Origin of the sequence: Rufibacter immobilis, assembly GCF_003721565.1 — a bacterium.
Taxonomy (GTDB): domain Bacteria; phylum Bacteroidota; class Bacteroidia; order Cytophagales; family Hymenobacteraceae; genus Nibribacter; species Nibribacter immobilis.
In genome coordinates this window covers 296,561-309,464 of record NZ_RJJE01000001.1, presented here as the reverse complement: position 1 = coordinate 309,464, position 12,904 = coordinate 296,561, and the positions used below count along the sequence as shown (strand labels likewise).

General features: G+C 40.4%; 25 protein-coding genes. All 25 read left to right on the top strand.

What is annotated here, in order from left to right; genetic code table 11:
• On the top strand, positions 1 to 315 hold the full coding sequence (locus tag EFA69_RS01330) for a DUF3467 domain-containing protein (RefSeq protein ID WP_123131283.1): 315 nt from the start codon (positions 1 to 3) through the stop codon (positions 313 to 315).
• Between the two features lie 102 nt (positions 316 to 417).
• Positions 418 to 834: a 30S ribosomal protein S12 gene (gene rpsL, locus EFA69_RS01325; protein WP_048919295.1), complete on the top strand. Its 417-nt coding sequence runs from the start codon at positions 418 to 420 to the stop codon at positions 832 to 834.
• 13 nt (positions 835 to 847) lie between these two features.
• Positions 848 to 1,315 carry a 30S ribosomal protein S7 gene (gene rpsG, locus EFA69_RS01320; RefSeq protein WP_123131282.1) on the top strand — a complete coding sequence of 156 codons (468 nt, stop codon included), beginning with the start codon at positions 848 to 850 and terminating at the stop codon, positions 1,313 to 1,315.
• 2 nt (positions 1,316 to 1,317) lie between these two features.
• Positions 1,318 to 3,417, top strand: coding sequence for an elongation factor G (gene fusA / locus EFA69_RS01315; RefSeq protein WP_123131281.1), 2,100 nt, complete (start codon positions 1,318 to 1,320; stop codon positions 3,415 to 3,417).
• Positions 3,418 to 3,427: 10 nt separating this feature from the next.
• Positions 3,428 to 3,733: a 30S ribosomal protein S10 gene (rpsJ, locus tag EFA69_RS01310; protein ID WP_048919298.1), complete on the top strand. Its 306-nt coding sequence runs from the start codon at positions 3,428 to 3,430 to the stop codon at positions 3,731 to 3,733.
• Positions 3,734 to 4,062: 329 nt separating this feature from the next.
• Positions 4,063 to 4,683 (top strand): 50S ribosomal protein L3, encoded by a 621-nt coding sequence (gene rplC / locus EFA69_RS01305; RefSeq protein WP_123131280.1) that lies wholly within the window; start codon positions 4,063 to 4,065, stop codon positions 4,681 to 4,683.
• A 1-nt stretch (position 4,684) separates the two neighbouring features.
• Positions 4,685 to 5,317: a 50S ribosomal protein L4 gene (gene rplD, locus EFA69_RS01300; RefSeq protein ID WP_123131279.1), complete on the top strand. Its 633-nt coding sequence runs from the start codon at positions 4,685 to 4,687 to the stop codon at positions 5,315 to 5,317.
• On the top strand, positions 5,317 to 5,604 hold the full coding sequence (gene rplW, locus EFA69_RS01295) for a 50S ribosomal protein L23 (RefSeq protein WP_123131278.1): 288 nt from the start codon (positions 5,317 to 5,319) through the stop codon (positions 5,602 to 5,604). Before rplD ends, rplW begins: the two co-directional genes overlap by 1 nt.
• 11 nt (positions 5,605 to 5,615) lie before the next feature.
• Entirely contained in the window at positions 5,616 to 6,440 is an 825-nt protein-coding gene (rplB, locus tag EFA69_RS01290) for a 50S ribosomal protein L2 (RefSeq protein WP_123131277.1), read from the top strand.
• A gap of 3 nt (positions 6,441 to 6,443) precedes the next feature.
• Positions 6,444 to 6,722, top strand: coding sequence for a 30S ribosomal protein S19 (gene rpsS, locus EFA69_RS01285; protein ID WP_123131276.1), 279 nt, complete (start codon positions 6,444 to 6,446; stop codon positions 6,720 to 6,722).
• A complete protein-coding gene (gene rplV, locus EFA69_RS01280; RefSeq protein ID WP_123131275.1) occupies positions 6,722 to 7,102 on the top strand; it encodes a 50S ribosomal protein L22 in 381 nt (126 codons plus the stop codon). The genes rpsS and rplV overlap by 1 nt, the downstream gene beginning before the upstream one ends.
• 5 nt (positions 7,103 to 7,107) lie before the next feature.
• On the top strand, positions 7,108 to 7,890 hold the full coding sequence (rpsC, locus tag EFA69_RS01275) for a 30S ribosomal protein S3 (RefSeq protein WP_123131274.1): 783 nt from the start codon (positions 7,108 to 7,110) through the stop codon (positions 7,888 to 7,890).
• Between the two features lie 26 nt (positions 7,891 to 7,916).
• A complete protein-coding gene (rplP, locus tag EFA69_RS01270) occupies positions 7,917 to 8,339 on the top strand; it encodes a 50S ribosomal protein L16 (protein WP_066617994.1) in 423 nt (140 codons plus the stop codon).
• Positions 8,340 to 8,341: 2 nt separating this feature from the next.
• A complete protein-coding gene (gene rpmC, locus EFA69_RS01265) occupies positions 8,342 to 8,536 on the top strand; it encodes a 50S ribosomal protein L29 (protein WP_123131273.1) in 195 nt (64 codons plus the stop codon).
• An 11-nt stretch (positions 8,537 to 8,547) separates the two neighbouring features.
• Positions 8,548 to 8,805, top strand: coding sequence for a 30S ribosomal protein S17 (rpsQ, locus tag EFA69_RS01260; RefSeq protein WP_123131272.1), 258 nt, complete (start codon positions 8,548 to 8,550; stop codon positions 8,803 to 8,805).
• A gap of 1 nt (position 8,806) precedes the next feature.
• Entirely contained in the window at positions 8,807 to 9,175 is a 369-nt protein-coding gene (gene rplN, locus EFA69_RS01255) for a 50S ribosomal protein L14 (protein WP_048919309.1), read from the top strand.
• Positions 9,176 to 9,187: 12 nt separating this feature from the next.
• Positions 9,188 to 9,511 carry a 50S ribosomal protein L24 gene (gene rplX / locus EFA69_RS01250; RefSeq protein WP_123131271.1) on the top strand — a complete coding sequence of 108 codons (324 nt, stop codon included), beginning with the start codon at positions 9,188 to 9,190 and terminating at the stop codon, positions 9,509 to 9,511.
• Between the two features lies 1 nt (position 9,512).
• Positions 9,513 to 10,064 carry a 50S ribosomal protein L5 gene (gene rplE, locus EFA69_RS01245; protein ID WP_123131270.1) on the top strand — a complete coding sequence of 184 codons (552 nt, stop codon included), beginning with the start codon at positions 9,513 to 9,515 and terminating at the stop codon, positions 10,062 to 10,064.
• Between the two features lie 4 nt (positions 10,065 to 10,068).
• Positions 10,069 to 10,338: a 30S ribosomal protein S14 gene (gene rpsN, locus EFA69_RS01240; protein ID WP_062543991.1), complete on the top strand. Its 270-nt coding sequence runs from the start codon at positions 10,069 to 10,071 to the stop codon at positions 10,336 to 10,338.
• Positions 10,339 to 10,425: 87 nt separating this feature from the next.
• On the top strand, positions 10,426 to 10,824 hold the full coding sequence (gene rpsH / locus EFA69_RS01235; RefSeq protein ID WP_123131269.1) for a 30S ribosomal protein S8: 399 nt from the start codon (positions 10,426 to 10,428) through the stop codon (positions 10,822 to 10,824).
• Positions 10,825 to 10,834: 10 nt separating this feature from the next.
• Positions 10,835 to 11,389: a 50S ribosomal protein L6 gene (rplF, locus tag EFA69_RS01230; RefSeq protein WP_123131268.1), complete on the top strand. Its 555-nt coding sequence runs from the start codon at positions 10,835 to 10,837 to the stop codon at positions 11,387 to 11,389.
• Positions 11,390 to 11,397: 8 nt separating this feature from the next.
• A complete protein-coding gene (rplR, locus tag EFA69_RS01225) occupies positions 11,398 to 11,751 on the top strand; it encodes a 50S ribosomal protein L18 (protein ID WP_123131267.1) in 354 nt (117 codons plus the stop codon).
• A 4-nt stretch (positions 11,752 to 11,755) separates the two neighbouring features.
• Positions 11,756 to 12,274, top strand: coding sequence for a 30S ribosomal protein S5 (gene rpsE / locus EFA69_RS01220; protein WP_123131266.1), 519 nt, complete (start codon positions 11,756 to 11,758; stop codon positions 12,272 to 12,274).
• 2 nt (positions 12,275 to 12,276) lie between these two features.
• The gene (gene rpmD / locus EFA69_RS01215) at positions 12,277 to 12,456 is read left to right on the top strand and encodes a 50S ribosomal protein L30 (protein WP_123131265.1); all 180 of its coding nucleotides are present in this window, start codon (positions 12,277 to 12,279) and stop codon (positions 12,454 to 12,456) included.
• Between the two features lies 1 nt (position 12,457).
• Entirely contained in the window at positions 12,458 to 12,904 is a 447-nt protein-coding gene (gene rplO, locus EFA69_RS01210; protein ID WP_123131264.1) for a 50S ribosomal protein L15, read from the top strand.

Sequence of the window (12,904 nt, the reverse complement as noted above, 5' to 3'; positions counted from 1 at the left end):
ATGGCTGCTACAGAGCAACAAGGTCAAATCAACATTGAATTGACAGAGGAGATTGCAGAAGGTGAATATGCAAACCTTGCTATGATTGCACACTCCCATAGTGAATTTGTGATTGATTTTATCCGCCTTATGCCCGGTATACCTAAGGCTAAGGTAAAGTCAAGAGTTGTAATTACTCCAGAGCATGCCAAGCGTTTTTTGGCTGCTCTGGAGGAAAACATCTTGAAGTATGAGCAAAGTTTTGGGGTGATAAAGCAGACGCCGGAAGCCCCAAGCTTTCCTCTGAATTTCGGTGGAACTATCGGTGAAGCATAAGCCGTTAAGAATTAATGAATTAAAACTTTGAATTTGCAAAGCGAATTATATACCTTTGCAAACCATTTTTTGAAGAGAAGAATCTATTTAAAAAGTTAGTAAATGCCTACTATACAACAATTAGTAAGAAAGGGAAGAGAAGCGCTAACATCAAAGTCAAAGTCTCCTGCACTTGACTCATGCCCACAAAGACGTGGAGTATGTACCCGCGTTTACACAACCACACCTAAGAAGCCTAACTCCGCAATGCGTAAAGTGGCTCGTGTGCGTTTAACAAACGGTAAAGAAGTCAATGCCTATATTCCAGGTGAAGGTCACAATTTACAGGAGCACTCTATCGTGTTGATTAGAGGTGGTCGTGTGAAAGACTTACCAGGTGTAAGATACCACATCATCCGTGGTGCTTTGGATACAGCTGGTGTAAACGGTCGTCTGCAATCCCGTTCTAAATACGGAGCAAAACGTCCAAAACCAGGTCAACCAGCAGCAGCTGCAGGTAAAGGCGGTAAGAAAAAATAATTGAGTAAAGACAATGAGAAAAGCGAAACCAAAGAAGAGAATTCTTCTTCCTGATCCAAAATACAAAGAAACTCTAGTTACACGGTTTGTAAACTACCTAATGGTAGACGGTAAGAAGAGTTTGGCATACAAGATTTTTTACGATGCTTGTGATTTAGTTGAGAAAAGAACTAAAGAAAATGGGTTAGAAACCTGGAAAAAAGCATTGAACAATATCATGCCAGGTGTAGAGGTAAAAAGCCGCCGTGTAGGTGGAGCTACTTTTCAGGTACCTACTGAAGTTCGTCCTGACAGAAAGATCTCTCTAGGAATCAAATGGATGATTTCTTATGCTCGTAAGAGAGGTGAGAAAACCATGATGGATAAGTTGGCTGGTGAGATCATTGCCGCAGCCAAAGGAGAAGGTGCAGCTGTGAAGAAAAAAGATGATACTCACAGAATGGCTGAAGCCAACAAGGCATTCTCACATTTTAGATTTTAATAATGGCTAGAGACTTAAAATATACCAGAAATATTGGTATTGCAGCACATATTGATGCTGGTAAAACCACTACTACTGAGCGTATTCTTTATTATACCGGGAAATCACATAAACTAGGCGAAGTTCACGAAGGTGGTGCTACCACAGACTGGATGGAGCAGGAGCAGGAGCGTGGAATCACTATCACTTCTGCTGCGGTGACGGTAAACTGGAACTATAGAAACGAACCATACCATATCAATATCATTGATACACCAGGTCACGTTGACTTCACAGTAGAAGTAAACCGTTCCTTACGTGTATTAGATGGACTTGTATTCTTGTTTAGCGCAGTTGATGGTGTTGAACCACAATCAGAGACTAACTGGAGACTTGCGGATAACTATAAAGTAGCTCGTATCGGTTTCGTTAATAAAATGGACCGTTCAGGTGCTGACTTCCTAGCTGTATGTAAGCAAGTGAAGGAAATGCTGGGCAGCAATGCTGTGGCTTTGCAGTTGCCAATAGGTGCTGAAGATAACTTCAAAGGGGTAGTTGACTTAGTTAACTTCAGAGGAATCATCTGGAATGAGTCAGATAAAGGGATGACCTTTACTGAAGTTCCTATTCCAGATGACATGCTGGAGGAAGCTGAGGAGTACAGAGAGAAGCTTCTTGAGGCAGTAGCTGAATACGATGAGTCTTTGATGGAAAAATACTTCGAAGATCCTAATTCAATTACTGAAGATGAAATTCTGGCTGCTCTTAGAGCCGCAACTATTGATATGGCTATTGTGCCAATGCTTTGCGGATCTTCATTCAAAAACAAAGGGGTGCAGACAATGCTTGACTACGTGATGGCATTGCTTCCTTCACCAGTTGATAAAGAAAGCATCATTGGTACAAACCCAGATACTGGGGAAGAAGTAGCAAGAAAGCCATCTGCAAATGATCCTTTTGCTGGTCTAGCTTTTAAAATTGCAACTGACCCTTATGTGGGTAGACTTTGCTTCGTTCGTGCGTATTCAGGCGTTTTAGAATCTGGTTCTTACGTGTTCAACACACGGTCTAACAACAAAGAGCGGATCTCTAGAATCTTCCAAATGCATGCCAACAAGCAGAACCAAATCGAAAGATTGGAAGCTGGTGACATTGCTGCGGTTGTAGGTTTCAAAGACATCAAAACAGGCGATACTCTTTGCGACCAAAGCGCGAAAATTGTGCTGGAATCAATGGAGTTCCCAGAGCCAGTAATCGGATATGCCATTGAGCCTAAAACGCAGGCTGACTCTGATAAGATGGGTATGGCAATCGCGAAACTGGTGGAAGAAGATCCAACTCTGCAAGTTAACACTGATGAAGAAACTGGTCAGACTATCTTAAGAGGAATGGGTGAACTTCACTTGGAGATTATCATTGACCGGATGAAGCGTGAGTTCAAAGTAGAGTTGAACCAAGGCGCACCACAGGTAGCTTACAAAGAGACAATCACGAAGACAATTGAGCACAGAGAAGTGTACAAGAAGCAGTCGGGTGGTCGTGGTAAGTTTGCCGACATCGTGTTCAACATAGGTCCACGTGATGACGATAAGCAAGGTCTTCTATTCGAGAATGCTATTGTAGGTGGTGTGATTCCTAAAGAATTCATTCCTGCAATTCAGAAAGGATTTGAAGAGGCCATGAAGAATGGTATTTTGGCAGGCTTCCCTGTTGACTCAATGAAAGTTCGGTTATTCCACGGTTCTTTCCACGATGTTGACTCAGATTCGCTTTCATTTGAATTGGCCGCTCGTCAAGGTTTCAAAGAAGCAGGTAAACAATGTGCTCCAAAGCTTCTTGAGCCAATTATGGCAGTAGACGTAGTTACACCAGATGAATATACTGGTCCAGTTACAGGCGACTTGAACAGAAGAAGAGGTATCATGAAAGGTATGGATACAAAAGGTACTTCCACAGTAGTGAAGGCAGATGTTCCTCTTTCAGAGTTATTCGGATATGTGACAGACCTACGTACCATCACCTCTGGTAGAGCAACGGCTTCTCTTACTTTCTCACATTATGAGCAAGTACCTCAGAACTTGGCAGATGGCATTGTGGCAAAAATTAAAGGAACAGCGAAATAGTTGAAATAGAATGAATCAAAAGATCAGAATCAAACTGAAATCTTACGATCACAATCTGGTAGATAAATCTTCAGAGAAAATCGTGAAAGCGGTAAAAGCGACTGGTGCGATCGTAAGTGGTCCCATTCCTTTGCCAACTGAAAAAGATATCTTTACTGTTCTTCGTTCACCACACGTGAACAAGAAAGCAAGAGAGCAATTCCAGCTTTGTACCTACAAAAGATTAGTAGATATTTATTCTACTTCTTCTAAAACTGTAGATGCGTTAATGAAGTTAGAACTACCTAGCGGAGTTGATGTTGAAATCAAAGTTTGATAAACAAGTATTTAAAAAAAAGGAGAGGGAGACCTCTCCTTTTTTTATGCGTGAAGCACAAGCTTTCTTTTGAGTAACAAAAAACGAGTAGGAATACTGAAAAGGCTGGTTAATAAATTAGCAGAATAAGATTACTAAAGGAAATAGCATAAAAAGACTAGTGGGTATGACTAATGATCTAGAATGGAATAGGAGATAAAGAAAATCATTAGTAGCTGAAAACAAATAATTTAGCTAAGCTTGTAAATTAAGAATTAAATATAGAACTTTGCACTCCCTAAATGAACCCTATGTAGGGTCTAGTATTAAATGTTTAAATAAAAAGTAGAATGCCTGGAATTATCGGTAAGAAAATCGGAATGACAAGCCTCTTCACTCCTGAAGGGAAGAGCGTGGCCTGTACTTTGATTCAAGCAGGTCCATGCGTAGTAACTCAGGTTAAGACGCAAGAAACAGATGGCTATACAGCTGTCCAGCTTGGGTACGGAGAGAAAAAAGTGAAAAGAGTAAGCAAGGCGCTTGCTGGTCACTTTGCCAAAGCAAATACTACTGCTAAGAAGAAATTAGTAGAGTTTAAGTTGGATGATGCAGCTTCCTTCTCACTGGGAGATGAAGTGAATGTTAACCTGTTCGAAGAAGGTGAATTTGTGGATGTAGTTGGAACTTCGAAAGGTAAAGGCTTTCAAGGGGTAGTGAAACGCTACAACTTTGGTGGTGTTGGTGGGCAAACCCACGGTCAGCACAATAGAGCACGTCACCCGGGTTCAATTGGTGCTTGCTCTTGGCCATCACGTGTATTCAAAGGAATGCGCATGGCTGGTAGAATGGGTGGTGCGCGTGTTAAGGTGCAAAACCTGCGTGTATTACGCGTAATGGCAGACCAGAATGTACTAGTTGTAAGCGGTTCTATCCCTGGTGCTAAAAATTCATTTATTGTAGTTGAGAAATAAGATGGAGCTATCAGTTTTCAATATTAAAGGAGAAGATACTGGAAGGAAAGTAAACCTTCCAGAGTCTGTGTTCGGTGTTGAGCCAAATGAACATGCAATGTATCTTGATGTGAAGCAATATTTGGCTAATCAACGTCAAGGTACTCACAAAGCGAAAGAGCGGAATGAGGTAGCTGGTTCAACTAAAAAAATTAAGCGTCAAAAGGGAACTGGTGGCGCAAGAGCTGGTTCTTTAAAAGCTCCAGTTTTTGTTGGAGGTGGTCGCGTATTTGGACCAAGACCGAGAAACTATAGCTTCAAATTGAATAAGAAGTTGAAAGAGGTGGCAAGAATGTCTGCTCTTTCAACTTTAGCAAAAGATGAGCGTCTGGTTCTTGTTGATAACATAACCATTGATACTCCAAAAACAAAGACCTTCGCTGCTATTTTACAAAGTCTGAAAGTAGGGGCAAGAAAAACTTTGATCATTACAAAAGAGATTGATAAGAACGTTATCCTATCAAGCAGAAACCTCCCTAAAGTGAAGGTGGCTACCCCTGGAGCGTTAACAACTTATGATCTTTTGAATGCTGATAAAGTAGTTTGTTTAGAAGAGTCTCTTTCTGTTTTTGAGGAAATTTACGCTAAGAAATAATGAGTATCCTGAAAAGACCATTATTGACCGAAAAGCTTACAGCTTTGAATGAAGCAGGGAAATATGCTTTTGAGGTTGATAGAAAAGCCAATAAGATTGAAATCAAAAAAGCGATTCAATCACGTTATGGAGTTACTGTAGAAAAGATTTCTACAATGAGAACTCAAGGAAAAGTTAAGTCACGCAACACCAAATCTGGTGTTGTTACTGGACGTACAGCATCCTCTAAGAAGGCGATTGTAACCTTGAAAGCTGGTGAAGTAATCGATTTCTATAGCGGTATTTAAGTTAAAGCATAATGGCATTAAAAAAACTAAGACCAACAACACCAGGTCAAAGATTTAGAATAGCGCCAGCCTTCACTGAAATAACGAAGACTGAGCCTGAAAAATCTTTGTTGGCATCCAAGAAAAAATCTGGTGGACGCAACAATGCAGGAAGAATGACCATGCGCTACATTGGTGGCGGTCATAAAAAGAGATTCCGTATTATTGATTTCAAAAGAGATAAATACGGTGTGCCTGCAACAGTAAAAGCAATTGAATACGATCCTAACAGAACAGCGAGAATAGCCCTGCTGTACTATGCGGATGGAGAGAAAGCTTATATCATTGCACCAGCAGGCTTGGCTGTAGATGCAACAGTTGTATCAGGTCCAGGAGTAGCGCCGGAAGTAGGTAATGCATTGCCTCTTTCTGATATTCCTTTAGGTACGATCATTCATAATATTGAACTGGCTCCAGGTCAGGGTGCGGTGCTTGCCAGAAGTGCAGGTTCTTATGCTCAGCTTGTTGCCCGTGAAGGACGGTATGCTACTCTAAAATTACCTTCTGGTGAGATGAGAATGATATTAGTAAACTGTATGGCTACTGTTGGTACAGTTTCTAATGCTGATCATATGAACGTTAAGCTGGGTAAAGCTGGACGTAGCAGATGGATGGGTATCAGACCAAGAGTAAGAGGTGTGGCAATGAACCCTGTTGATCACCCAATGGGTGGTGGTGAAGGTAAATCTTCAGGAGGTCACCCGAGATCACGTAAAGGTCTTTACGCAAAAGGTCAAAAGACCAGAAACAAAAATAAATATTCTGAGAACCTGATTGTTAATAGAAGGAAAAAATAACTAATGGCAAGATCATTAAAGAAAGGGCCTTATATTGACTACAGGCTCGACAGAAAAGTGCAGACAATGGATGAGTCTGGAAAAAAATCAGTGATTAAAACATGGTCACGTCGCTCCATGATTTCTCCTGATTTTGTTGGTCATACTTTCGCTGTACATAATGGGAATAAATTCATTCCTGTATATGTGACTGAAAATATGGTAGGCCATAAACTAGGCGAATTTGCTCCAACAAGGAACTTTAGAGGCCACATTGCTAAGAAAGATAAAGGTAAAAGATAATGGAAGCGGTTGCTAAATTAAAAAATGTACCAAGCTCACCTCGTAAGATGAGATTGGTAGCGAACTTGATTCGTGGTAAAAGTGTTACCCGCGCATTAGGTTTATTAAAATTTGAAGCGAATGCCGGCGCTCCTAAATTGGAGAAACTTCTTTTATCTGCTTTATCAAATTGGCAGGCAGCAAATGAAGATGCTCGCATTGAAGATGCTAATCTATATATCAAAGAGATTAGAGTAGATGAAGGAAAGATGCTGAAGCGCCTGCGTCCTGCTCCACAGGGCCGTGGTCACAGAATCAGAAAAAGATCTAACCATGTTACACTTGTGATTGATTCAAAAGTGGATTCAGTTGAAACATCTACCTCTAACGAAGCCAAATAGTTAAAATGGGACAAAAAGTAAATCCAGTAGGCCTAAGACTTGGTATTGTTAAAGGCTGGGACTCTAATTGGTTCGGAGGAAAAGATTTCGCTGACAAACTCATCGAAGATGAGAAGATTCGTAAATACATCCTTGCACGTATACCAAAGGGAGGTATCTCTAAAATCATAATCGAAAGAACCTTAAAAAGAATCACAATTACTATCAATACTGCCCGTCCAGGTGTTGTAATTGGTAAAGGTGGACAAGAGGTTGATAAGATTAAAGAGGAATTAAAGAAAATCACCAGCAAAGATGTTCAGATCAACATCTTTGAAATTAAGCGTCCAGAACTTGATGCTAAATTAGTTGGTGAGTCAGTAGCTCAGCAGTTACAGGCTCGTATCTCTTTCAGAAGAGCTATGAAACAAGCAATTGCTTCAGCTATCAGAGTTGGTGCAGAAGGTATAAAAATACAAGTTTCAGGCCGTTTAGGTGGCGCTGAAATGGCCCGTACAGAACACTATAAAGAAGGCCGTACCCCTTTACATACACTTAGAGCTGATATTGATTATGCTTTATCAGAAGCTCAGACTGTATATGGTAAATTAGGTATTAAGGTGTGGATCTTCAAAGGAGAAGTTTTTGGTAAACGTGACTTGTCTCCTAATGCTGGCCAACAAAGTGGTGGATCATCTGCTGCCCCTCGTAATGAGAGAGGTGAAAGAGGTGGTGAGCGTGGCGACCGTCGTGACGGCCGCAAGCGTCCTGCTGATGCCAACCAAAAGCGCGGTGCTAAGCGCAAGTAGTTGTTCAACTTTTAGGATAATTAGAAATGTTACAACCAAAAAGGACCAAATATAGAAAGATGCAGAAAGGCCGTGTACATGGTCTTGCACATAGAGGAAGCACAATCTCCTTCGGATCTTTCGCTATTAAATCATTAGAAGCCTCTTGGATCACAAGTCGGCAGATTGAAGCTGCCCGTATCGCTATGACTCGTGCCATGAAACGTGAAGGCCAAGTTTGGATTCGTATTTTCCCTGATAAGCCTATCACAAAAAAACCTGCTGAGGTACGGATGGGTAAAGGTAAAGGATCTCCTGAATACTGGGTAGCAGTGGTTAAACCTGGTACTATTATGTTTGAGTCTGATGGAGTATCTTTAGAAGTAGCTCAAGAGTCTTTACGACTGGCTGCTCAAAAGCTCCCAGTTAGAACTAAATTTGTAGTACGTAGAGATTACGTTGAGAAATAGTCATGAAACAATCTGAAATTAAAGCTCTTTCACTCAATGAAGTGAAAGAGCAACTTATCGCTGAGAGAAATAACTTGCAGAACTTAAAGTTTGCTCATGCTATTTCGCCTCTTGAGAACCCAATCAGAATTAAGCATACAAGAAAGACCATCGCCAGACTAGAGACGCAACTGCGTTCTTTAGAGCTCAATGGCTAAATTGCACAACCATGGAGACTAGAAATCTAAGAAAAGAAAAAACTGGACGTGTGGTAAGTAACAAGATGGATAAATCCATCACTGTTATTGTGGAAAGCAAAGTAAAACACCCTATTTATGGGAAATTTGTTTCCAAGTCCAAAAAGTTCATGGCACATGATGAAAATAATGAGTGCGGTATTGGAGATACTGTGCGCATCATGGAAACCAGGCCTTTGAGTAAAAATAAATGCTGGCGCTTAGTTGAAATTGTAGAAAGAGCTAAATAAGATGATACAACAAGAATCAAGACTTACTGTTGCTGATAACAGCGGAGCAAAAGAGGTTCTGTGCATCCGAGTATTGGGTGGTACAGGAAAAAAATATGCCTCTGTGGGTGATAAAATTGTTGTTACCGTAAAATCTGCTCTTTCTTCAGGAAACGTAAAAAAAGGAACTGTTACCAAAGCTGTAATTGTTCGCACTAAAAAAGAGGTTCGTCGTAAGGATGGATCTTATATCCGTTTCGATGATAATGCTGCTGTATTATTAAACAACAACGATGAGCCTCGTGGCACACGTATTTTTGGTCCAGTTGCCCGTGAATTACGTGAAAGACAATTTATGAAAATTGTTTCTCTGGCTCCTGAGGTATTATAATTAGAGATCAAGATGTCAAGAAATAAACTTCATGTAAAGAAAGGTGACACTGTGAAAGTGATCACTGGTGATGATAAAGGTAAAACAGGTGTTATTACCTCAGTTATCACAGATAAACAAAAAGTAGTTGTAGAGGGATTGAATTTGGTTTCAAAACATCAGAAGCCAACCGCTAAGAATCCTAATGGAGGTATTGTTAAGCAAGAAGCTCCTATCCATGCTAGTAATGTTATGCTTGTTGAGCCTTCAACCAATGCACCTACTAGAACAGGTAAGAAGCTTAACAACGATGGTAAGCTACAACGTTATTCCAAAAAATCTGGAAACTTAATCTAACATGGCTGCTAGACTAAAAGACAAGTATACAAAAGAGATTGTGCCTGCTCTGAAAGAAAAGTTTCAGTACAAGAGCATAATGCAAGTGCCAAAGATTACCAAGATCAGCATTAACAGAGGTATTGGTAATGCTGTTGCTGATAAGAAACTGGTGGACATAGGAGTAGACGAACTCACAATCATTGCTGGTCAAAAGGCTGTTCAGACTAAAGCTAAAAACTCTATCTCTAACTTCAAGTTGAGAGAAGGAATGCCAATTGGCGCAAGAGTTACTTTACGTGGTGAAAGAATGTATGAATTCTTAGATCGTCTAGTTACTGTTGCACTTCCTCGCGTACGTGACTTCAAAGGAATTAACGATAAGGGTTTTGATGGTCGTGGCAACTATACCTTAGGTGTAAAAGAGCAGATCATATTCCCTGAGATCAGCATTGATAAAATCAAAGCAATTGCTGGTATGGACATCACTTTTGTAACCACAGCTACAACAGACGAGGAAAGTCTTGAGTTATTGAAAGCTTTTGGGTTACCTTTTGCAAACTTAAAGAAATAAAAACATGGCTAAAGAATCAGCAAAAGCAAGAGAGCTCAAAAGACAAAAGATGGTTGCTAAATATGCAGCTAAAAGAGCTCAACTAAAAGCTGCTGGCGATTATGAAGCTCTAGACAAATTGCCTAAAGATGCCTCTCCAGTACGTTTACATAACAGATGTAAATTGACAGGAAGACCAAGAGGTTACATGAGAAAGTTTGGGATCTCTCGTGTGACTTTCAGAGAAATGGCTTCAGCTGGCAAGATTCCTGGAGTAACGAAGGCTAGTTGGTAAATATTACTCCTACCATTATTTATAGTTAGGGAAAAATTAGTATCTTTGCGGCTCCTTAAAAAGAGCGGAATCTAAAATTATAGTCTAATGCATTCAGATCCGATAGCAGATTATTTAACTAGACTACGGAATGCCATCAAGGCACATCACCGTGTAGTTGAAATTCCGGCTAGCAAAATAAAGAAAGAATTAACTAAGGTTCTTTACGAGAAAGGTTATATTCAGAGTTACAAGTTCGATGATAGTTCAGTTCAAGGCACCATCAAAATCGCCTTGAAGTATGATCCAGCTACCAAGCAATCTGCTATCGTGAAACTTGAAAGAGTCAGTAAGCCGGGGCTCCGTAAATATGTGCATCTTGATGAGATGCCAAGAGTGTTGAATGGATATGGTGTAGCCATTCTTTCAACCTCCAAGGGTGTTATCACTGATAAAGAGGCGAAAGGCCTTAACGTTGGTGGTGAAGTATTATGTTATGTGTATTAATTAAGAAGAAATGTCACGGATAGGAAAACTACCCATCACACTCCCACAAGGTGTAGAGGTGTTGGTAGGCCAGGATAATCTGGTAACAGTGAAAGGACCAAAAGGCACCCTTACTTCTCAAGTTGATACAGATATCATTGTGGCGGTTGAAGATGGTGTTCTTACAGTAACACGTCCTACAGAGCAGAAGAGACATAAAGCTCTTCATGGTTTGTATCGTTCACTGATAAATAACATGGTTGTTGGTGTGAGTACTGGTTATAAATTGTCTCTTGAATTAGTTGGTGTTGGTTTCAAAGCCACTACTCAAGGACAGAATTTAGAACTAGCTCTAGGTTACTCACACAATATCTTCGTTTCATTACCTCCAGAAATTTCTGCTGTTGCCGTAACTGAAAAAGGTAAAGCTCCAGTGATCACTCTTGAGGGTATTGATAAGCAGTTGATAGGTCAAGTAGCCGCTAAGATCAGATCACTGCGTAAAGTTGAGCCTTACAAAGGTAAAGGTATTCGCTTCGTTGGTGAAGTTGTTAGAAGAAAAGCTGGTAAAACTGCTTCTAAATAAGTAAGAAAATGGCATTCGATAAAGCAAAAAGAAGATTGAGAATCCGTCGCAGTATCCGTAATAAGGTATCTGGAACGGCTCAACGTCCACGTCTGTCTGTATTCAGAAGCAATAAATTTATTTATGCTCAGCTGATTGATGATGTGCAAGGTGTTACATTAGCAAGTTCTTCATCTGCTACTATTGAAGGAGGAGCCTCTTCAAACAAGAGTGATGCCTCTACTTCCGTAGGACGTGATATTGCAGCAAAGGCTTTGGAAAAAGGCATCACTGAAGTTGTTTTCGATAGAGGTGGTTATCTTTACCATGGACGAGTTAAATCATTAGCAGAAGGGGCTCGTGAAGCGGGTCTTAAATTCTAAGAACATGTCTAAATTAAATATCAGAAGCATCAAAGCTAGCGAGATTGAACTCAAGGAGCGCGTAGTAGCGATCAATCGCGTAGCCAAAGTAGTTAAAGGTGGTAGAAGATTTAGTTTCTCTGCCATCGTAGTAGTAGGTGATGGTAACGGTGTTGTTGGCTACGGATTAGGTAAAGCAAATGAAGTAACCGATGCTATTGCAAAGGGAATCGATGATGCTAAAAAGAACTTGGTACGTGTTCCTTTATTCAAGCATACTGTTCCTCATCCAATGGAAGGTAAGTTCTCTGGTGGATTTGTATTGATCAAGCCAGCTGCCGCCGGTACCGGTGTAATTGCAGGTGGTGCGATGCGTGCAGTGTTTGAAAGTGCTGGAATTAAAGATGTATTAGCTAAGTCTAAAGGCTCTTCTAATCCACACAACGTGGTTAAAGCTACTTTTGACGCCTTGTCTAAAATGCGTGATCCATTAGTAGTTGCTCAGCAACGTGGAATTAGTTTACAACGTGTATTTAACGGGTAAAAATGGCAAGTGTAGAAATCACTCAAATAAAAAGTATTATTGATCGGCCGGAAAGACAAAAGCAGACAATGAAAGCTCTTGGCTTGGGTAAAATCAATAAAACTGTCACTAAAGAGTTAACCCCTCAGATTGCAGGAATGGTTAATCGTGTACAGCATCTAGTAACGATTAAAGAGGTCTAAAATGAACTTAAGTAATTTAAAACCTGCTGAAGGTTCTATCAAGAACCGGAAGAGAATTGGTCGTGGTACCGGTTCTGGTAGAGGTGGAACCTCAACCCGTGGACATAAAGGAGCTAAATCACGTTCTGGCTATTCATCTAAGGCTGGTTTCGAAGGTGGACAGATGCCTTTAGTGCGTCGTGTACCTAAGTTTGGCTTCAAAAACATCAACAGAGTTGAATTTACAGCTGTAAATCTTGATGTTTTACAAAATTTAGCTTCTAAGTCTGGTTTGACTGTTATTGATTTTGCAGTTCTTCGTGAAAACGGATTAGCTTCAAAAAATGATAACATCAAAATATTAGGTAGAGGTGAAGTATCTGCTGCTATTGAAGTGCATGCTCATGCCTTCTCTCAGACTGCAGTTGAAGCTATTGAAAAAGCAGGCGGCAAGGTTGTGACTCTGTAA